General features: G+C 71.5%; 21 protein-coding genes and 1 tRNA gene. 8 read left to right on the top strand and 14 right to left on the bottom strand.

Annotated features, from left to right (window positions below; translation table 11 throughout):
* The 3 genes from QM611_RS05205 to QM611_RS05195 all read left to right on the top strand — a co-directional run.
* A partial coding sequence (locus QM611_RS05205; protein ID WP_415078839.1) for a M20/M25/M40 family metallo-hydrolase occupies positions 1–685 on the top strand: 685 nt, incomplete at its 5' end.
* On the top strand, positions 682–2,112 hold the full coding sequence (locus QM611_RS05200) for an MFS transporter (RefSeq protein ID WP_415078838.1): 1,431 nt from the start codon (positions 682–684) through the stop codon (positions 2,110–2,112). The genes QM611_RS05205 and QM611_RS05200, both read left to right, overlap by 4 nt.
* Positions 2,113–2,172: 60 nt before the next feature.
* Positions 2,173–3,660: a DUF222 domain-containing protein gene (locus QM611_RS05195; RefSeq protein WP_415078837.1), complete on the top strand. Its 1,488-nt coding sequence runs from the start codon at positions 2,173–2,175 to the stop codon at positions 3,658–3,660.
* Between the two features lie 19 nt (positions 3,661–3,679).
* Here QM611_RS05195 and smpB read toward each other — a convergent pair whose 3' ends face one another.
* From smpB to ftsE, 3 genes are all read right to left on the bottom strand, one after another.
* The gene (gene smpB, locus QM611_RS05190) at positions 3,680–4,156 is read right to left on the bottom strand and encodes an SsrA-binding protein SmpB (RefSeq protein WP_415078836.1); all 477 of its coding nucleotides are present in this window, start codon (positions 4,154–4,156) and stop codon (positions 3,680–3,682) included.
* Between the two features lie 220 nt (positions 4,157–4,376).
* On the bottom strand, positions 4,377–5,291 hold the full coding sequence (gene ftsX, locus QM611_RS05185) for a permease-like cell division protein FtsX (protein WP_415078835.1): 915 nt from the start codon (positions 5,289–5,291) through the stop codon (positions 4,377–4,379).
* On the bottom strand, positions 5,288–6,346 hold the full coding sequence (ftsE, locus tag QM611_RS05180; RefSeq protein WP_415078834.1) for a cell division ATP-binding protein FtsE: 1,059 nt from the start codon (positions 6,344–6,346) through the stop codon (positions 5,288–5,290). Before ftsE ends, ftsX begins: the two co-directional genes overlap by 4 nt.
* A 322-nt stretch (positions 6,347–6,668) precedes the next feature.
* On the opposite strand from ftsE, the gene QM611_RS05175 reads away from it, so the two are divergent.
* A complete protein-coding gene (locus QM611_RS05175; protein WP_415078833.1) occupies positions 6,669–7,418 on the top strand; it encodes a DUF5067 domain-containing protein in 750 nt (249 codons plus the stop codon).
* Positions 7,419–7,529: 111 nt separating this feature from the next.
* Here QM611_RS05175 and prfB read toward each other — a convergent pair whose 3' ends face one another.
* Positions 7,530–8,639 (bottom strand): peptide chain release factor 2, encoded by a 1,110-nt coding sequence (gene prfB / locus QM611_RS05170; RefSeq protein WP_415078832.1) that lies wholly within the window; start codon positions 8,637–8,639, stop codon positions 7,530–7,532.
* A 198-nt stretch (positions 8,640–8,837) separates the two neighbouring features.
* On the opposite strand from prfB, the gene QM611_RS05165 reads away from it, so the two are divergent.
* Positions 8,838–10,112, top strand: a complete 1,275-nt coding sequence (locus QM611_RS05165; protein ID WP_415078841.1) for an MFS transporter — start codon at positions 8,838–8,840, stop codon at positions 10,110–10,112.
* A gap of 7 nt (positions 10,113–10,119) precedes the next feature.
* Here the strand turns inward: QM611_RS05165 and QM611_RS05160 are convergent, their stop codons facing one another.
* Genes QM611_RS05160 through QM611_RS05120 form a run of 9 tightly spaced genes read right to left on the bottom strand, consistent with a single transcriptional unit; the run spans position 10,120 to position 15,069 of the window.
* The gene (locus QM611_RS05160) at positions 10,120–10,251 is read right to left on the bottom strand and encodes a hypothetical protein (RefSeq protein ID WP_415078831.1); all 132 of its coding nucleotides are present in this window, start codon (positions 10,249–10,251) and stop codon (positions 10,120–10,122) included.
* 16 nt (positions 10,252–10,267) lie between these two features.
* Positions 10,268–10,498 carry a hypothetical protein gene (locus QM611_RS05155; RefSeq protein WP_415078830.1) on the bottom strand — a complete coding sequence of 77 codons (231 nt, stop codon included), beginning with the start codon at positions 10,496–10,498 and terminating at the stop codon, positions 10,268–10,270.
* Between the two features lie 59 nt (positions 10,499–10,557).
* A complete protein-coding gene (locus tag QM611_RS05150; RefSeq protein WP_415078829.1) occupies positions 10,558–10,998 on the bottom strand; it encodes a pilus assembly protein TadG-related protein in 441 nt (146 codons plus the stop codon).
* A complete protein-coding gene (locus QM611_RS05145; protein ID WP_415078828.1) occupies positions 10,995–11,480 on the bottom strand; it encodes a TadE family protein in 486 nt (161 codons plus the stop codon). Before QM611_RS05145 ends, QM611_RS05150 begins: the two co-directional genes overlap by 4 nt.
* Complete coding sequence (locus QM611_RS05140) at positions 11,455–11,886, bottom strand: TadE/TadG family type IV pilus assembly protein (RefSeq protein WP_415078827.1); 432 nt, start codon at positions 11,884–11,886, stop codon at positions 11,455–11,457. Before QM611_RS05140 ends, QM611_RS05145 begins: the two co-directional genes overlap by 26 nt.
* Before the next feature lie 4 nt (positions 11,887–11,890).
* On the bottom strand, positions 11,891–12,079 hold the full coding sequence (locus QM611_RS05135; protein WP_415078826.1) for a hypothetical protein: 189 nt from the start codon (positions 12,077–12,079) through the stop codon (positions 11,891–11,893).
* A gap of 28 nt (positions 12,080–12,107) precedes the next feature.
* Positions 12,108–13,046 (bottom strand): type II secretion system F family protein, encoded by a 939-nt coding sequence (locus QM611_RS05130; RefSeq protein ID WP_415078825.1) that lies wholly within the window; start codon positions 13,044–13,046, stop codon positions 12,108–12,110.
* Positions 13,043–13,900: a type II secretion system F family protein gene (locus QM611_RS05125; RefSeq protein ID WP_415078824.1), complete on the bottom strand. Its 858-nt coding sequence runs from the start codon at positions 13,898–13,900 to the stop codon at positions 13,043–13,045. The genes QM611_RS05130 and QM611_RS05125 overlap by 4 nt, the downstream gene beginning before the upstream one ends.
* On the bottom strand, positions 13,897–15,069 hold the full coding sequence (locus QM611_RS05120) for a CpaF family protein (protein ID WP_415078823.1): 1,173 nt from the start codon (positions 15,067–15,069) through the stop codon (positions 13,897–13,899). Before QM611_RS05120 ends, QM611_RS05125 begins: the two co-directional genes overlap by 4 nt.
* An 85-nt stretch (positions 15,070–15,154) precedes the next feature.
* Here QM611_RS05120 and QM611_RS05115 point away from each other — a divergent pair.
* Both QM611_RS05115 and QM611_RS05110 read left to right on the top strand, forming a co-directional pair.
* A tRNA-Leu gene (locus tag QM611_RS05115) sits at positions 15,155–15,236 on the top strand.
* Positions 15,237–15,329: 93 nt separating this feature from the next.
* Entirely contained in the window at positions 15,330–16,043 is a 714-nt protein-coding gene (locus QM611_RS05110) for a DedA family protein (protein ID WP_415078822.1), read from the top strand.
* An 81-nt stretch (positions 16,044–16,124) separates the two neighbouring features.
* Here the strand turns inward: QM611_RS05110 and QM611_RS05105 are convergent, their stop codons facing one another.
* Positions 16,125–16,982, bottom strand: coding sequence for a Ku protein (locus QM611_RS05105; protein WP_415078821.1), 858 nt, complete (start codon positions 16,980–16,982; stop codon positions 16,125–16,127).
* A 60-nt stretch (positions 16,983–17,042) separates the two neighbouring features.
* Here QM611_RS05105 and QM611_RS05100 point away from each other — a divergent pair, with 60 nt between their 5' ends.
* Positions 17,043–19,607, top strand: coding sequence for an ATP-dependent DNA ligase (locus QM611_RS05100; protein WP_415078820.1), 2,565 nt, complete (start codon positions 17,043–17,045; stop codon positions 19,605–19,607).
* Positions 19,608–19,622: the final 15 nt, after the last annotated feature.

Below are 19,622 nucleotides of genomic sequence, written 5' to 3'. Positions count from 1 at the left end.
CCCGCCGCGGGTGACGGCGGTGCGCCGCGTCGCGCGGGCCGTCGACCGGCTCGGCCCGTCGACGTTCCGGCCGCGCACGCCGAAGGCCGTGTCGGCGATGCTCGCGCGCTTCGCCGAACGCGCGCACGGCGGGCCACGGCTGCTGTATCGGCTCCTGGCATCCACTCCCCCGCTCGCCGCGCGCCTGTTCGCGGCGCTCGGCGGCGAGACCGCCGCGCTCGTGCGCACGACCGTCGCCGCGACGATGCAGTCGGGCGGGACCGCCTTCAACGTGCTGCCGTCGCAGGCGAGCGCGACGGTGAACCTGCGGATCGTTCCCGGCGAGACGATCGCCAGTGTCGTGCAACGGGTGCGGCGGCGCATCGCCGACCCGAAGGTCGAGGTGGCGGTCGTGGAGGGGCACGACCCGTCGCCGGAGTCGCCGGTCGATGCCGCGCAGTTCGCACTGGTCGCCGCTGCCGTGCAGGACGCCTATCCGGCCGCCGTGACCGTGCCGTACCTCATGATGCAGGCCAGCGACTCGCGGCACTTCCACCGGTTCTCGCCCGCCGTGTACCGGTTTGCGCCGCTGCGGATGTCGGCGGCGCAGCGGGCGTCGATCCACGGGGTCGACGAGCGCGTCGAGCTGGCGTCGCTCGAGGCGGGCGAGCGGTTCCACCGGGCGCTGATCGAGGGGCTGACGTGAGCAGGCGGGTGTCGATCGGGGCGCTCGCCGGAATCGTCGGCTTCCTCGCGTTCGTCGAGTTCACCAGCGGCGTGCTGCAGGGCTACTACACGCCGATGCTCACCGACATCGCGCGCCATCTGCGCATCCCCGACGCCGACGTCAACTGGCTCGAGGGCACACAGCTCATGCTGTCGGCCCTCGTCGTGCCCGCGTTCGCGAAGCTCGGCGACATGGCAGGACACAAGCGGATGCTGCTGGTCTCCACCGCCCTGACCGCCGCCGCCGCGCTCGCACTGCCGTTCACCGACTCGTTCCTGGTGTTCCTCGTCGCGTGGACGCTCATGGGCTTCTACGTCGTGTGGCTGCCGCTGGAGATCGCGCTCATCTGGTCGCGGTCGCAGCATATGGAAGGCAGCGCCACGATCACTGCCCGCGCCGCCGGCTTCCTCGTCGCCGCGCTCGAAGGCGGAGCAATCGCCGGAGCCCTCACCGGCGGCGCGCTCGTCGACATCCTTCCGCTCACGGTCGTGCTGCTCATCCCGGCGCTGCTGATCGTCGTGTGCTTCTTCGTCATCCTGTTCGGCGTGGAAGAGTCGCCCGACCACGCCGGCGGCCGGCTCGACACGAACGGGCTCGTGCTCATCTCGCTCGCGCTCGTCGCGTTCACGGGCGGGCTCAGCCTGCTGCGGCTGAACGGGCCGATGGATGCCGGGGCGTGGGCGGTCGTCGCTCTGGGCGTGCTGCTTGCCATCCCGTTCGTGCTGTGGGAGCTGCGGCACGACGACCCCGTCATCGACGTGCGGATGTTCCGCTCCCTCGCGCTCGGGCCGGTCTTCCTCACCACGGGGCTGTTCGGGGTGAGCGTGCTCGGGGCGCAAGCGCCGCTGTCGACGTTCGCCCGCACCGACCCCGAGGTGCACGGGTACGGGCTCGGCACGACGGGGTTCGCGACATCCCTCATCATCGGCATCTACCTCATCGCGATGATCGCCGGCGCGCTGGCGTACGCGCCCGTGTCGCGCCGGGCGACGCCGCGGGTGGCGTTGATCGGGGCGGCGACGCTCGTGGGCGTCGGATTCCTGCTGTTCCTGCCGCTGCACTCGGCGTACGCGCACGCGATCGTGAACATGGTCGTCGTCGGGGTCGGGTCGGGCGCGCTCGTCGCGGCTCTGCCGGCCGCGGCGGCGTCGGCCGCGCCGCCCACTCAGACCGGTGTGGCGACCGGGCTCACGAACTCGGTGAAGACCGTCGGGGGCGCGATCGCGTCGTGCGTGTTCGGCATCGCGCTGCTGCACGGCGCCACGGGCGGCACGGCGGGGTCGTTCTCGGGATACGTGACGGTGTGGGTGGTGTGCGGCGTGACGGCGCTCGTGGCGGCTGTGCTGCTGCTGTTCGTGCCGAAGCTCGCGTTCACGGATCGGTCGGGTTCCGCCGCCGGTCGGTGAGTTATCCACAGCTTGTGGTATTTTTGTTCGGATGTCGGTGACGGGTGTCACAATGGATATATGGCATTCTTTCGAACTCTCCGGGCGCACGTGGCGGCCGTCGAGGCGTTCGACGCGCTGGATGTCGAGCCGTCGGCGCTGCCGGCGGCGGTGAACGCGCTGCCCGACGACGCCGTGGTCGACGTGCTGCACGCCGCGTCCGAACTTGCCAACGAGGCCGAGCGGCTGCGTGCGCTCGCGGCCGGCGTCGCCTCGCGGCGTTCGCGGCGCGATCAGGGGCACGGCGGGCTGTCCGCGGTGCGGGGGCACCGGTCGCCCGTGTCGCTCGTGCAGTCGATCTCCGGCGGCACGAAAGGGGATGCCTCACGCGACGTGCGGCTCGGCGAGGCGCTGCTCGACGGGGCGCTCGGCTCTGCTCGCGGGCAACTGACCCCGGTGGAGGGCGACGCGGGCGCCGAGGTGCGGGCGTGGCACGAGCCGATCGGGCAGGCGCTGCTCGACGGCGGGTTGACGGCGGCGCAGCACGACGCGATCCGGCGCGGGCTCGGCGAGCCGCCCGAGCGCGACGGAGTGGATGCGGCGACCATCGCCGAGGTGTGGACGCTCGCCGCCGAGCAGCTCGTGGCAGACGCCGCGCGGGTGCCGGTGGAAGAGCTGGCGACGCGGGCGCGCCTGGCGCGCGACCTGCTCGACCCCGAGGGCGCGAACGAGCGGTACGCGCGGCGGTTCGACAATCGCGTGTTCCGCGTGTGGAAAGACGCCGACGGCGTCTCGCACGGGCGGATCGTGTTCGAAGACGGCGGGGCGGCGTGGACGAACTCGCTGCTCGCCTCCGCGCTGCGGCCGCGGCGGGGCGGTCCGCGGTTCGTCGACCCCGACGAGCGGCGGGCCGCCGACGAGCTGGTCGCCGACACGCGCACCAACGACCAGCTTGCGTACGACCTGCTCCTGGGCGTGTTGCGCGCCGGCTCGCTCGCCGAGGCAAAGGACGTATTCGGCGCCCGCCAACCGGGTGTGCGCGTTGTCGTGGTGAAGGATGCCGCCGGCGCCCGTGACGCGTTCGGGCGGCTGCTCGCGACCGGACACCTTGAAGACGGCGGCGAGCCCGTCGCCGGCGCGTTCGTCGAGCAGCAGCTGTGCGCGATCGGATCGCAAGAGGTCTCGGTCGACTCGTGCGGGAATCCGCTGGACGTGGGGCGCGAGGCGCGGCTGTTCACGCCGAAGCAGAAGGTCGCCCTGGCGGTGCGCGACGGCGGGTGCATGTGGCCGGGATGCGACGTGCCCGCGTCGTATTGCGAAGCCCATCACTGCGATCACTGGTGGGAGCATCTGGGGCGCACCGACATCGACCGGGGCATTCTGCTGTGTCGATATCACCACATGCTGCTGCACAACCGCGGCTGGCGCATCACGCGCGAGGGCAAGGGCGCGTTCATGCTGCATCCGCCGCCGGGCGAGGGGGATCCGATCGCGTTGCGGTCGAGGTCGGGCTCGCGGTGGGCGTGGGACCCGCCGCCCGACCAGCGCCGAGGGTGGCGGGCCGCCTGACGGGTCGCCCGGCCTCGCCTTACTCGCCGAGGCGGTTGCGCGTGCGCATCGCGCGCTCGGCCTCGCGCTTGTCCTCGCGCTCACGGATCGCCTGGCGCTTCTCGAAGTCGCGCTTGCCCTTGGCCACCGCGATCTCGACCTTGGCGCGCCCGTCGAGGAAGTAGAGCTTCAACGGCACGAGCGTGTATCCGCCGGCCGAGATGGCGTGCGAGAGCTTGATGATCTCGTCCTTGTGCAGCAACAGCTTGCGCACCCGTTTGGCGGAGTGGTTCGTCCAGTGCCCCTGCGAGTACTCCGGGATGTGCACGGCATCCAAGTACGCCTCGCCGCCGTCGATGTACGCGTAGCCGTCGTTGAGGTTCGCCCGGCCCATCCGCAACGACTTCACCTCGGTGCCGGTGAGCACCAGACCCGCCTCGTACGTCTTCTCGATGGCGTACTCGTGGCGCGCGCGACGATTGGTCGCGATGACCTTCTCCCCGCGCTCCCTCGGCATGCTCGACTCCTCGTTCGCCCTCAGCCTTCCGTCGAGGGAATGGATGCCGCGGCCCAGCCTGGCGACAGCAGCCTGTCAGTCTACCCTTCGCCAGACTCAGGGCGGCGCCCGCAGCGCGACCCTCCGATTCAGTTGCCGCGTTCTGCTGCAACGCGCGCGTTTCGCGGCAACTCAACCGAGCCTCCAACCGCGCCGGCGAGGTGCGTGGAGTGCAGACCGGTCAGGCGCGCAGCCAACGCCTGATCGCGAAGCCCGCGGACAGCGCCGCCAACACGCATCCGATCCCGAGCAGGATCGGCACGACGATCGCCGCATCCGCCAAACCCACCCAGGTCGTCACGAACGACACCCGCGAACGCAGATACCCCTCGACTCCGAACCGCACGCCTGCGAGCACGGCGGCACTGGCCAACACGGCCCCGATGAGCGCGGCGAACACGCCCTCCAGGATGAACGGCGTCTGGATGAACCGGTTCGACGCCCCAACGAGCCGCATGATGCTGATCTCGCGCCTTCGCGCGAACGCCGACAGCCGGATCGTCGTGGCGATCAACAGCACCGCCGCGATGAGCATCAGCGCCGCGATGCCCACCGCGATGTACGTGGCGACCGTCAACGCCGAGAACAGCGGGTCGAGCAACTGCAGCTGATCCTTGACCTCCTCGATGCCCTCCGACCCGGAGAACGCCTCCACGATGGCATCCGACTCACTCGGATCCACCAGCCGCACCCAGAACGTCGCGTTCACCTGCTCGGGAGTGAGGAAGCTGGCTTCGTCCTCGCCCAGGATGTCAACGAGTTCCTGGTACGCCTCCTCGGAGGTCTGGTACCGCACCTCTTTGATCAGCGGACGCAACGCAGGGCTGTCGAGCTTGTCGTGCACCTGCTGGATCTGCTCCTCGGTGGCGGCGCCGCTCGTGCAAGTCCGCTCCGTGGACTCGGTCGCGCACATGTAGATCTGCACCTGCGCGCGGTCCTGCCAGAACGCGCGCATCGTGCCGATCTGCATCTGCATGAGGATCGCCGCGCCCACGAACGTGAGCGAAACAAAAGTGACGAGCACCACGGAGATGACCATCGACGCGTTGCGCCGCAACCCGGAGAACGCCTCTGCCCAGACCAGGCCGAACCTCATGTCGTCGGCCCCACTTCGTCGTCGCGTTCGCCGCGGCCGAGCCCCAGACGATCGGCGACGCCGAGCTCCTCGAGGTCGATATCGGGAATCGGGAGAGCCACCGGCCGGGTCGCCGGCTGCGGGCTCTCCGCGGCATCCCTCTTCTCGTCCGCCCGCGGGTCCTGGGCCGAAACCGCAGAATTCGCGCCCTTTTCAGCGGACTCACGCTTTTCTTGCGGTGCGGACCGCTCGGCCACAGCGGGGCGCGCGGCGGGCGCGACGGGCTCAGCAGGTCCGGCGGGCACATCGATGCGGCCGGTCAGCGCGGCTGTCAGCGCCGCTTCGGCCTCGGCGCTACGGTCGCGCTCGGGCGCGAGACGCTGGACGCTCGAGGTGTCGCCGTACCCGCCGCGCCGCTCGTCGCGCACGAGCTCGCCCTCGCGCAGCTCGATCACGCGCCGCTGCATGCGATCGACGAACCCGGCCTCGTGGGTCGCCATGAGGATCGTGGTGCCGCCGGCGTTGATGCGGGCGAGCAGCTCCATGATGTCGGCGGATGTCGCGGGGTCGAGGTTTCCGGTCGGCTCGTCGGCGAGCAGCACTTGAGGGCGGTTCACCAGCGCGCGGGCAATCGCGACGCGCTGCTGCTCGCCGCCTGACAGCTCGTGGGGCAGCCGCTTCTCCTTGCCGTCGAGGCCGACGAGCGCGAGCGTCTCGGGCACGGCCTGCTGCACGAATCCGCGTGACGAGCCGATCACCTGCAACGTGAACGCGACGTTCTGGAACACCGTCTTGGTGGGCAGCAGTCGGAAGTCCTGGAACACCGCGCCGATGTGGCGGCGGAAGTACGGCACCTTGCGGTTCGACAGCGTGCGCAGGTCGCGCCCGAGCACGACGACGCGGCCCTGGCTCGGCACCTCTTCGCGCAGGATGAGCCGCAGGCACGACGACTTGCCCGACCCGGACGCGCCGACGAGGAACACGAACTCGCCGCGCTGCACCTCGAAGTCGACGCTGCTCAAAGCGGGCCGCGCGGTGCCGCGGTATCGCTTGGTGACGCTCTCGAACCGGATCATGGCTGTGCCAGCCTAGGCGCGGCGCGTGGGAACCATCCGAGCGACACTCTCGACCGAAACATCCGCCCGCCGTTCGCGTCCGCCGTTTGCGAGGACGGGATGCGAGGTGCACGACAAACGCTTATAAGCGCATTTCCTATATGCTTTCCCGCGGGGGAAGGCGGTCACCGCCATCCGGCGGGGGCCCAGCGGGCGTTCCACCGGGCTCTCCTGGCGTGGCCTCACACGTGCTGCCGGTGCCCCGGCGAGCCTGCGGCCCGTCCTCGCGCACGACCGCTCTGCGGACGTCGCTGTTGTGCAAACCGCCGAAAGGAATCCCCACATGTCCAGTCCCCCACCCGCGCCGCAGCCCGTGGCCCCCGCGCCGCCGGCGCCGCCGGCAGCGAAGGCGAAACCGCACGTGCTCGGCATCGTCGCACTCATCGTCGCCGCCATCGGCTTCATCTTCGCGTGCATTCCCGGCGCACTCATCGTCGGCTGGATCCTGCTGCCGATCGCATTCGTGCTCGCGATCGTCGCGTTCTTCCTCAAAGGGAGCAAGTGGCCCGCCATCACCGCGCTGATCGTCGCCGTCGTTGGCACCATTGTGGGCTTCGTGGTGTTCTTCGCCCTGGTCGCCAACGCCGCGAGCGAGGCGTTCAACGCGAACAGCAACACGAGCACGGAGTCGTCGCCCGCCGCCTCGGAGCCGGCCGAGTCAGCGGATCCCGTCGAGGAGCCCGCCGCGGACTACGTCGTCACGATCGACGGCGCGAAGCAGGTGAAGGACTACGAGGGGAAGAAGGCGCTCGTTGTGACCTTCACCTTCACGAACAACAGCGACGAGGCACGGAGCTTCGGCACATCGACGATGGCGAAGGCGTTCCAGGACGGGATCGAACTGGAGACCGCGATCCTTTTGGACGACACGAAGTACATGGGCAACTGGATGAAGGACATCAAGCCAGGAAAGACCATCAAGGTCCAGGAGGCGTTCGTCCTCGACGGCACGCAGGAAGTCACCGTCGAGGTGACGGAGCTCATCAGCTTCGACGACACGCCGCTCGACACGAAGACCTTCGCCGTCGAGTAGCGGAACCCGCGCTCGCGGCATCAGATGGCCCTTCGACAAGCTCAGGGACCGGAGACTAGTCGTACTGGCCCAGGGACCGGAGACTAGTCGTACTGGCCCAGGGACCGGAGACTAGTCGTCGTCCTTGCGCTTGCGCCAACGGATGCCGGCCGCGATCAGCCCGTCGAGGTCTCCGTCGAACACCACGGCCGGATTGCCCACCTCGTACCCCGTGCGCAGGTCCTTCACCAGCTGCTGGCCGTAGAGGAAGTACGACCGCATCTGGTCGCCCCAGCTCGCGGTGATGACACCGGCGAGCTCCTTCTTCTTGGCCGCCTCCTCCTCGCGCTTGAGCAGCAACAGCCGCGTCTGCAACACGCGCATCGCCGCCGCGCGGTTCTGGATCTGGCTCTTCTCGTTCTGCATCGACACGACGATGCCGGTCGGGATGTGCGTGATCCGCACGGCGGAGTCCGTCGTGTTCACCGACTGGCCGCCCGGCCCCGAGGAGCGGAAGACGTCGACCCGGATGTCGCCCTCCGGCACGTCGACCTCGACGGCCTCCTCCATGACGGGAATCACCTCGACCGCGGCGAACGACGTCTGCCGCTTGTCGGCCGAGCCGAACGGGCTGATGCGCGCGAGCCGATGCGTGCCCGCCTCGACCGACAGCGTGCCGTACGCGTAAGGCGCGTCGATCTCGAACGTCGCCGACTTGATGCCCGCGCCCTCCGCGTACGACGTGTCCATGACTTTCGTCGGGTAGCCGTGCCGCTCAGCCCACCGCAGATACATGCGCAGCAGCATCTCGGCGAAGTCGGTCGCGTCGTCGCCACCTGCGCCCGAGCGGATCGTCACGACCGCCGCCCGATCGTCGTACTCGCCGTCGAGGAGCGTCTGCACCTCCAGCTGGCCGATCACATGCTCGAGGTCTGCGAGCTCGGTGCGCGCCTCGGCGGCGGAGTCCTCGTCATCCATCTCGTTGGCCAGCTCGACCAGCACCTCGAGGTCGTCGAGCCGCTGCTCGATTGCGTTCAGACGCGTGAGCTCGGCCTGCCGATGGCTCAGCGCGCTCGTCACCTTCTGCGCGCTCTCGGGGTCGTCCCACAAGTCGGGCGCGCCGGCCGCCTCGCTGAGGCGGGCGATCTCGGCCTTCAGCGCAGGCACGTCGACCACCGCCTGGATGTCGGCGAACGTGGAACGCAGGGCGCCGATATCGGCGGACAGATCGAGCTCGAGCATGGCACCCCAGCGTATCGCGGCCCGGCGCGGCCCCGCCCCGCGTCACAACTCAGCCTGCGCGCCCAGGTTCACCGGGCGAGGTCCCGTGATTCCGCGGTTTGCGCGCGGCCGCGCGTGCAGCCGGACTGAATTGCGACGCCTGCCCACCCGAACACCTAGCCTGGAATGGTGGCCCCACCCGACCCCGGCATGCGCGCCATGCTCCTGCGCTTCGCGCCGATGGTCTACGGCCCGACGCTGCTGTTCGCGCTCGGCGAGGGCGCCGTCATCCCGCTGATCCCGGTGATCGCGGCCCGCCTCGGAGCCGACGTGCCGATGGCCGCGCTCGTGGCGTCGGCGCTCGTGGTCGGCCAGCTGTGCGGCAACCTGCCCGCCGGCTGGGCGGTGGCGCGCATCGGCGAGCGCCTCACCATGACGATCGCGGGCTGCGTCGCCCTGCTCGGGGTCGCCGGCCTCGTCTTCGCGCCTGCGCTCGGCGTGTTCGCGGCATCCATCCTGCTGATCGGCTTCTGCGCGGCCGCGTTCGGCCTCGCGCGGCACTCGTTCATGACAACCCGCGTGCCGCTGGAGTTCCGCGCGCGGGCGCTGTCGCTGCTGGGCGGCACGTTTCGCCTCGGCATGTTCCTCGGCCCGTTCATCGCCGCGGGGCTGCTCTCGCTGTTGGGCGAAGAGTCTGCGGCGATGTGGTTCTTCGGCGCGTGCCTGGCCGCCACCGTGCTGCTCGTGCTGCTCGGGCCCGACCCCGAGAGGCAGATTCCGATCACACGGCCGCCGACGGATGCCGCGGCGCGCGCCGACACCTCCGTGGAAGACACCGGCGAGCCGGTCACCGGCGCCATCCCGACCGCCGCGCGAGCAGCCGACACACCGCGCGCCGGCGTCTTCCGCACGATGTGGCGGTTCCGCGGGGTGCTGTCCAGGCTCGGGCTCGCCGCGGCATCCCTGTCTGCCGTGCGGTCGGCCCGGCAGGTCGTGCTGCCGCTGTGGGGCGTGTCGATCGGACTCGACGCCCAGACGATCGCGCTCGTCGTCGGCGTCTCGGGCGCGATCGACTTCGCGCTGTTCTACGCCAGCGGCCAGGTGATGGACCGGTTCGGCCGCCTGTGGGCGGCGCTCCCGGCGATGCTGCTGATGGGAGCGGGCTTCATCGCGCTCGCCCTCACCCACGACGCTGTCGAGGCGGCGATGTGGTTCGGCATGTTCGGCGCGGTGCTCGGCGTCGGCAACGGGCTGTCGTCAGGCATCCTGCTCACGCTGGGCGCCGACGTGGCCCCCAAGGCGGACCCCGCGCCGTTCCTCGGCTCGTGGCGGACGTTGACGGATGCCGGCGGAGCCCTCGCGCCGCTGCTGGTCTCGGGCGTCGCGGCGCTCTCGTCGCTCGCGATCGCCACCGGCGCGATGGGCGTCGTCGGCCTGCTGGGAGCTGCGGCATTCGTCCGCTGGGTACCGCGCTTCGTGCCGCGCCAGCGGTGAGGGCAGCTCACCGCACGACGACCGACACCACCACGTGCGCCGCGCGGGCGTCCCGCGTGACGAGCGGGCAGCCCAATGCTTCGGCGAGCGCCACGTTGGAGGCGTCGTACGCGGAGAGCCTGTCGCGCAGGTGGAGCACGCGTCGGCGAAGGCCGTCACGACTCCCAGCGCGTGACCGGCAGGTCGCCGAAGTCGACCAACGCGGCCTCGGCCCGTGACACCGAGAGTCGTCCGCCCAAGGTCAGACGGCGCACAGCGTTGACAACCTGATAGCCAAGCAGTGTGGGTGCGTGCAACACCTCGTCGACGAGCGTCTCGAACAGTGCGTCGGCACCCACCGGGTCTGTCAGCACGTCGACCACGGCGGAGGCATCGACGACGATCACCGGTCGGCCGTCAGCTCGCGGCGGCGTTGTGCGCCCCGGTCAACACACTCGGCATGCAACTACCGCAGGGCCGTGCGGCTGGTCGCCGTGGACTCCAGCGCCACCCCGTCGGGAACGAACAGCGACAGGACGGGCGGATGCCACGAGGCCCGCACCGTCACCCGCGCCGAGACGCCGTCGGGCGTCGACGCCGACACGAGCGCCGCGCCGTCGCCGGTGGCATCCACGATCGCCGCCGCCTGCTCGCGCACCGTGCGGTCCTTCAACTCGGCGAGCACGTCGTCGCCGTCCAGCTCGAGCGAGAACCCGTCCGCGCCGGCGAGCGCCGCGGCGTCGGCGAGCGCGTCGAGGCGCTTCTGCGCGAGGTACAGGTCTGTCGCGCTCGCGCACACGAGCACGGCGGCGATCGCGAGCAGCGCGTAGCCGAGCGTGAGCAGCAGCACGCTGCCCTCGTCGCCCGCGCCGGCCCGCGCCAGCCGCTCCCGCATCCGCCGCGTCATCCGCTCCCCCAGAACCGCGAGACCTTCTGCGCCGCCGATGCCTCGACCGGCACCCGCGCGACCCGGTCGAGCCCGAGCACGGGCGGCACCAGCGGCAGCGCCACCTCGGTCGACACCGTCACCACGAGCGTCGCGCCGGCGGCAGGGCACTCTCCTCCGGCCGGGCGGCACGTGAACGACACGCGCACCCGCTTCGGGTCGATGCCGTACTCGGCGACGACGGAGCGCAGCACGGCGTCGGCCCGCTCGGTCGCGGCATCCTCGTCCGCCGCCGTCGCGACCGCCCGCGCGACGTGTCTCGCCCCGGCCTCGGCGCCGAGGGACTGCCCCTGGATCGCCCCCAGCGCGATCACGAGGTAGACGAGCGGCACGAGCATGAGCACGCCCACCGCGATGAACTCCAGCGCTGCCGAGCCCGTGTCGTCCGACGCGGCGGCGCGCGCCCGCCGCCACGGCTCAGCCCAGCGACTCGACCGGCGCATGCGCGGTCACCTCCAGGGCGTCGGGGGCGCCGAGCAGCCCGACCAGCGGCAGCGTCGTGGTGACGGTGACCTCGACCGCGGCGTGGCCGAGGCGCGTGGTCTCGCGCGCGGTCACGTCGCCCGCGTACTCCTCCCCTACGGCGCGGGCGATCACGCGCGCGGCGCGCTCGGCGCCCTCGGCCAGCGACGTGTCGGCGAGCGCCGCGTGGTACGCGCCCTCGACCGCCGCGTCGTGCACGACGTTGCGCACGTACACCGCCAGCCCGAGCTGCAGCACCCCGAGGGTCAGCACCGTCAACAGCGCGCCCACGAGCACGAACTCGACCGGACTGCTGCCGCGCTCGTCGGCTGCGAGACCATCGAGTCGACGACGGATGCCTCCGGCCACCCGCCGCACGACGCCCACGGCCTCACAGCCCGGAGACGCGGGAGATCGCCTGCTGGAATAGGTCGGACAGCGCCGGGCCGGCCAGAGCCCAGATCACGACGACCAAGCCGGCGGTCATCAAGGTGACCAAGACCCAGCCGGGCACATCGCCCACCTCGTTCTCTTCCAGCTCCCTCAGTTCCGCGCGGAGCGCGTGCAGCATCCGTTCCATTGGATTTCCCTTCGTCACATCGTTCCCGTCAGCCGATGCCCAGCCGCAGCATGAAGATCCCCGGGAATACCGCGAACACGACCGACAGCGGCAGAAGCAAGAAAACGAGGGGCAGCAGCATCAAGATCTCTTTGCGCCCGGCCTGCTCGATGAGCCCGCGCTTGGCGTCCTCGCGCGCGTCCGACGCCTGTGCCTGCAGCACGTGCGCGAGCGGGGCGCCGCGGTCGATCGCCGCCACGAGATGGTCGACCGCGCGCGAGAGGGCGGTCACCCGCAGCCGCTGCGACATCGACGTCAGCGCCTCCGACAGCGACGATCCCGTCCCGACGGCGACCACCGCGCCGCGCACCTCGCTCGTGAGATCGCCCACGCCCACCGCGCCCACGCGGCGCAGGCTGTCGAGCAGCCCCTCCCCTGCCGCCAGGCACAGCGCGAGGAACTCGAGCACCGTCGGAAGCTCCTCCTCGATGCGCCGCGCCCGGGCGCGCGCGGCCCAGGTCAGCCGCACGACGCACAACGCGAGCCCGACCGCCGCGAGCACGGGCGGCACAAGCGCGGCGGCCGGCGAGAACCGCCCGGCGAGCGTGAGCGCGACGACGAGCACTCCGCCGGCGGCGAGCCCGCCGATCGCCCACGCCAGCTGCCGGCCGCGGAACGCGCCGACATCCATCGCCCACCCCGCCTGCCGGAGCCGCCGATCCACGCCGTCCGCGCCCCCGAGCAGACGGCCGAACCGGGCCCGGGCACCCGCCCACACGCCGCCGAACCCGACCGCAGGACTCCACGGCGTCGCCCCGCGCGGGTCGCCGATGTCGCGCACGTACGGCGCGATGCGTCGGGAGAGGGATGCCGCGCCCCACCGCGGCGTGGCCGCCAGCAGGCAGCACGCCCCGAGCCCGAACGCGGCGCCGAGCACGATCGCGACCGCGACGTCGGCCAGCGCGCCGGGGGCCAGCACGCCCGTCATCCGAACCACCGCCGCGGCTCGGGGAGCCGGCCGATCCGCAGCATGATGCGGAAGGCGATGAACGACACCACCGCGCCCGCCAGCACGAGCACGACGCCCTCGGGGCTCGTGTAGGCGCGCGCTCCCTCGGGCCGCATCGCGAGCAGCGCCAGGATCACCCACGGCGCGACGGCGCCGAGCACGGCGGCGCCGCGGATCCACGACTGGCGAGCCTCGACCTCGGCCCGCAGGGCCGCGTCGGCGCGAACCGACGCGGCGAGGGCGCGCAGCACGGGCGTCAACTCCGTGCCCCCGACCTGGCGAGCCATCCGCAACGTCTCCACGATGCGGTCGGCGACGGGGTCGGCGAGCGCCGCCTTCAGACGCTCGGCGCTCGAGTCGAAGTGCCCGGACGCCGCGAGGTCGCGCGCGAACGCCGCGAACGCGGGGCGCAGCGGCGGGGGTGCGGAGGCGGCCAGGCCCGCCACGGCGTCGGGCAGCGACATCCCGGCGCGCACCGACGCGATGAGCAGGTCGCACACGTCCGGCCACAGAGCGCGCCGCGAGCGCCGCAGGCTCAGCCTCCGCGCACGCAGCCACGCGACAGGAGCGGCCAAGCCCGCCACAGCGGCCACCGCGGCGAGCGCGACGATGCCCGTGGCGAGGAAGGCCACGGCGGCGGCGACCGCTCCCAGCACGACGGCGACGGCCGGCACGGTCCGCGCGCGCACGTGCGCGAGGCCGGCGTCCTCCATGAGCTGCGACAGCGGCCCGAACGAGGCGGGGGCGGCGGGCACAGGCCGGGCCGGCCACAGCCACGGCGACAGCACGAGCAGGATTCCCGCCGCCAGCACCGCGCCCCACACGATCGTCATGGCGCCTCGTCCCCGTCGAGCGCCCGGTGCAGCGTGCGGGCCTCGATCGCGCCGTCGACGACCCGGCCGGTGGGCGCGACGATCTCGACCACCCGCCGCCGGCCGGTGCGGTCCATCGCGCAGTGCGCGACGAGGTGGACGGATGCCGCCACCGCCGGCAGCACGAAGCCCGCGTCGATGTTGCGCCCGGCCAGCAGCGGCAGCGACGCGAGTTTGACAAGCGCCTCGCGCGCGGAATTCGCGTGGATCGTGGCCGCCCCCGGCACGCCGGTGTTCAGCGCCAGGAGCAGGTCGAGCGCCTCGGCGTCGCGCACTTCGCCGACCACGAGCCGGTCGGGGCGCATGCGCAGCGCCTCTTTCACGAGGCGGCGGAGCGTGACCTCGCCGGTCCCCTCCAGCGACGGCTGGCGGCCCTGCAGCGCGACGAGGTCGGGAGCGTCGACGGCCAGCTCGAAGGTCTCCTCCACTGTGACGATGCGGTGGGTCGGCGGGCACGCCGCGATGAGGGCGCCGAGAAGCGTCGTCTTCCCGGCATGGGTCGCGCCCGACACCAGCACGCTGCGCCCCGCCGCCATGGCGTCGCGCAGGATCGCCTCGGCGGCCGGCGCGAGCGACCCCGCCGCCGCCAACGCGGCCAGGTCGCGGTACTGCGGCAAGTGCTTGCGGATGTTCACCGACCAGTGCCGTCGGGCGATCTCGGGGATGATCACGTGCAGCCGGGACCCATCGGGAAGCGACGCGTCGACGAACGGCTGGCTCAGATCAACCCGGCGACCCGTCGAGTGCAGCATGCGCTCCACGAGGTCGCGCACGGCCGCGGCGGTCAGCTGCAGCGGAACGTGCTCGGCGACGCCGTCGCGCGCGATGAAGACCTTGTCGGGCGCGTTGATCCACAGCTCCTCGACCGTGGGGTCGTCGAGGTACGCCTGCAGCGGTCCGTAGCCGGCGACATCGGCCAGCACCTCGCGCACGCACGCGGCCTCGTCGTCGACGGCGGCGAGGCCGCGGGCGAGCGCGTAGTCGTTGTGGCGGCGCACTTCGGCGCGAGCGATCCGAGCCGCGAGGTCGGGTTCGCGGCTCGGATCGGCCTGCTCGGCTCGCAGGCGCTCGCGCACGCGCTCGGCGACGATCGCCGAGGGAGAGGCGTGCAATGCGGTGACCGGGGACACCGCAGCATCCTGACAAGCATCCGCCCTCCGCGTCGAAAGTTGTCCACAGGCCGCGCCCAGCCCGATCGGTAGACTGGTGCGACGCGCGGGAGTGGTGAAACTGGCAGACACGCAGGATTTAGGTTCCTGTGCCTTCGGGCGTGTGGGTTCAAGTCCCACCTTCCGCACAGGCCGACGCCACAGCATCCGCCTCCGCCGACCGCACCAACCGACCGGACATTCCCTTGCTCGCCGACATCCTCGCTCTCGGGCCCGCCCCAATGGCGCTCATCCCCTGGCTCGACCCCGAGACGATCATCGCCGCGGCCGGCCCGTGGGCACTGCTCGTGGTCTGCTTCATCATCTTCGCCGAGACCGGGCTGCTCGTCGGCTTCCTGCTGCCGGGCGACACGCTCTTGATCATCTCCGGCCTGCTGACCCACACCAGCAACGTCTTCGGCCTCAACATCTGGATCGTGTCCGTGCTCATCGGGCTGTCCGCGTTCCTCGGCGGCGAGGTCGGCTACCTCATCGGGCACAAGGGCGGCCCGGCCGTGTTCGAGCGCAAGGAGTCCGGCCTGTTCAGCCGAAAGAACGTCGAGCGCACGAACGCGTTCTTCGAGCGGTTCGGCGGGCTCACCATCATCCTCGCCCGCTTCGTCCCCATCGTGCGCACGTTCGCACCGGTCGCCGCCGGCGTCGGGCACATGCCGTGGCGCCGCTACACGCTCTACAACTTCATCGGCGCGGTGATCTGGGGCATCGGGCTCACCTTCATCGGCTACGTGATCGCGTACATCCCGTGGGTGCGCGATTTCGTCACCGAGTACATCGACCTCATCCTGCTGGCCGCGGTCGGCGGCACCGCGGTGGTCACGCTGTGGCACTACCTCCGCGAGCGCGCGAAGGCGAGGAAGGCCCCGGGAACGGATGCCGCCGAGGCGCTCGCCCTCGACCCCGAGGTGCTCCCGCGCGGACCCGAGCAGACACACTAGGGCGGGGCTGAGTCGGGGCCCTTCGACAGGCTCAGGGGCCGAGGGGCGGCACACAGGCCGAGGGGCGGCACAGGGGCCGGGTCAAGAGGCGTGGGCCTTCTTGCCCTTCCCGTCGGCGACCTTCTTCCCGTCTTCGCCGGAGCTCCTCCGCGCCGCGCGCGAGCGCTCGATGCTCGCGGTGAGCGCCTCCATGAGATCGATGACCTCGCCGCCGGCGGCCTGCTCGGCGACACCGCCGAACGTCTGGGCGGTGTCGATCGCGTCGCCCTTGTCGAGCTTCGCCTCGATGAGGGTGCGCAGCTCGTCCTGGTACTCGTCGGAGAACTCCTCCGGCTCGAAGTCCTTCGAGAAGCCGTCGACGAGGGACGCCGACAACTCCAACTCCTTCGCGGAGATCTTCACCGGCTCGTCGAGCGATGAGAACGCGGCATCCCTGACCTCGTCGGCCCACAGCAGCGTCTGCAGCACGAGCACGTCGCCACGCACGCGCAACGCCGCCAGCCGCGTCTTCTGGCGCAGCGAGAACCGCACGATCGCGGTGCGGTCGGTCTGTTCGAGCGTCTTGCGCAGCAGCACGTACGCCTTGGGCGAGGCCGAGTCCGGCTCGAGGTAGTAGGCGCGGTCGAGCGTGAGCGGATCGATCTGGTCGCTCGGCACGAACTCGACGACCTCGATCTCGCGGCTGCGCTCGGCGGGCAGCGACGCGAGGTCCTCCTTCGTGAGGATGACGGTGCGCTCCCCGTCGTCGTACGCCCTGTCGATGTCGGCGTACGCCACCACGTCGCCGTCGACCTCGCACACGCGCTGGTACCGGATGCGTCCGCCGTCGGCCGCGTGCACCTGGTGCAGCGGCACGTCGTGGTCCTCGGTCGCCGAGTACACCTTGACCGGGACGTTCACGAGCCCGAAGGTCAAGGCGCCCTTCCAGATCGCCCTCATCCCTCCAGTGAACACCAGCCGGGGATGACCGGCCAGCCCGGACGCGGCAGGATGGAGCCCATGGCGGGCGACGAGCACGTGGTGCGCATCGGCGGCCGCCGGCTGCGCCTGACCAACCTCGACAAGGTGATGTACCCCGAGACGGGCACGACCAAAGGCGAGGTGATCGACTACTACACGCGCATCGCTCCCCTGCTCATCCCGCACGTCGTGGGCCGGCCGGTCACCCGCAAGCGCTGGCCCGAGGGCGTCGGCACGGACGACGAGCCGGGAACGGTGTTCTTCGCGAAGGACCTCGAGCGCGGCGCGCCGTCGTGGGTGCGGCGGATGCCGATCCAGCACTCGACGGGATCCAAGGACTACCCGCTCGTCGGCGACGTGCCGACACTCGTCTACCTCGCCCAAGTGGCGAGCCTCGAGCTGCACGTGCCGCAGTGGCGTTTCGCCCCCGACGGCGGCGTCGGCACGGCCGACCGCATCGTGCTCGACCTCGACCCGGGCGACGGTGCGGGGCTTGCCGAGTGCGCCGTGGTCGCGCGGTGGGCGCGCGACATCCTGCGAGGAATGGGCTTGGACCCGATGGCGGTGACCAGCGGCAGCAAAGGCATCCACCTCTACGCCGCCCTGCCCGCCGGCCAGACGAGCGAGACGGCATCCGCCCTCGCCCACGAGCTCGCGCGCTCGATCGAGGCCGATCATCCCGACCTCGTGGTCAGCAGCATGAAGAAGGCGGAGCGGCCCGGCAAGGTCTTGATCGACTGGAGCCAGAACAGTGCCTCGAAGACGACCATCGCGCCGTACTCGCTGCGCGGTCGGGCGCAGCCCACCGTCGCGGCGCCGCGCACGTGGGAGGAGCTTGACGACCCCGGCCTGCGGCAGCTGCTGTTCGACGAGGTGCTTGCCCTTCGACAGGCTCAGGAGACAGAAGCGGCGGACGACGGCCCCCTCGCCGCGTACATCTCCAAGCGCACGGCGGGCCGCACCCCCGAACCCGTGCCGGCCAACCCCCTGGCCGCCGTCTCCGACGCCGGCGACCGCCCGAGGTTCGTGATCCAGGAGCACCACGCCACCGCCCTGCACTGGGACCTCCGCCTCGAGCACGACGGAGTGTTCGTCAGCTGGGCCGTGCCCCGCGGCATCCCCTCGACAGCCCAGAAGAACAGCCTTGCGATCATGACCGAGGACCACCCGCTCGAGTACGGGTCGTTCGAGGGCGCCATCCCGCGCGGCCAGTACGGAGCCGGAACCGTCACGATCTGGGACGACGGCCACTACGACCTGGAGAAGTGGCGCGACGACGAGGTCGTCTTCACCGCGGAAGGGCGGCCCGGCGGCCCGCTCGGGCGGGTGCGGCTCGCGCTCATCCGCACCGACGGGGAGGGCGAGAAGTCGACGTGGCTGCTGCATCGCATGAAAATGGATGCCTCCGGCCACCCGCAGCACGACGGCGAGCCGGTCGTCGCCTCGGATCAGGCCGACCCTCGGCGCTCCGCCCCGGCCCCTGAGCCACCCGCTCCGGTCCCTGAGCTCGTCGAAGGGCCAATGACTGCACGATCGTCGCCCGCCCTTCGACAGGCTCAGGGGCCGAGTGGAAAGGCTCAGGGGCCGAGTGGAAAGGCTCAGGGGCCGAGTGGGGACGCTCAGGGGCCGGGTGGGCGACCGCCGAAGCCCATGCTCTGCACCACCGCGACACCGGGCATCGCCCGCGAGGCGGCGAAGCGGTGGGCGCGCGGCGGCGGCGAGCCGTGCGCGGAGATCAAGTGGGACGGCGTGCGCGCCCTCGGGGTCTGGGACGGCTCGAGCCTGAGACTGTACGCCCGCAGCGGCGCCGACATCACGGCGCGCTACCCGGAGGTCGTCGACGACGCTTGGTTCGGCGACACCCCGGCGATCCTCGACGGCGAGATCGTCGCCCTCGACGCCCGCGGGGCGCCGAGCTTCTCGAGGCTGCAGAACCGCATGCATCTGACCAAGCCCCGAGAGATCGAGCGCGAGCGGCAGCGCACGCCGGTCCGGTATGTCCTGTTCGACGCGCTCGTCGACGGCGTCGCGGAAACACCTCTGCGCCGACGGCGCGACAACCTCGAACGCCTCGCCGCAAAGGCCGGTGCCGCCGTGCTGGCGCCGCCCGTGTTCGATGACGTGGACGACGCGCTCGCGGCGAGCCGCCGCTTCGGCCTGGAGGGGATCGTCGTGAAAGACCCGTCGTCGCCGTACCGCCCCGGCATCCGCTCGGAGTCGTGGCTCAAGGTGAAGATCACGCACGCGCAGGAGGTGGTCATCGGCGGCATCCGCCCCGGCAAGGGCGTCCGCGCTGGCACGATCGGCTCGCTGCTGATGGGAGTGCAGACCCCCGCGGGGCTGCACTACTGCGGACGGGTGGGATCCGGCTTCAGCGACGCGACGCTCGCCCGGCTGGCGGCGGCGCTCGAACCATTGCGCTCGGACGAGACGCCGTTCATCGACGTTCCCGCGGCGGACGCCTCCGATGCCCTCTGGGTGCGCCCGGAACTCGTCGGCGAAGTCGAGTTCTCGAACTGGACGCCGGGCGGCACCATCCGCCACGCCCGCTGGCGCGGGCTGCGCTCGGACAAGTCCGCCGCCGACGTCGTGCGCGAGGACTAGTTCGTTTCGCGTCGC

The organism is Microbacterium sp. (assembly GCF_047606685.1).
GTDB lineage: Bacteria > Actinomycetota > Actinomycetes > Actinomycetales > Microbacteriaceae > Microbacterium.
Note: the sequence above shows the minus strand (reverse complement) of the source record. Positions and strands in the feature narration are given on the sequence as shown.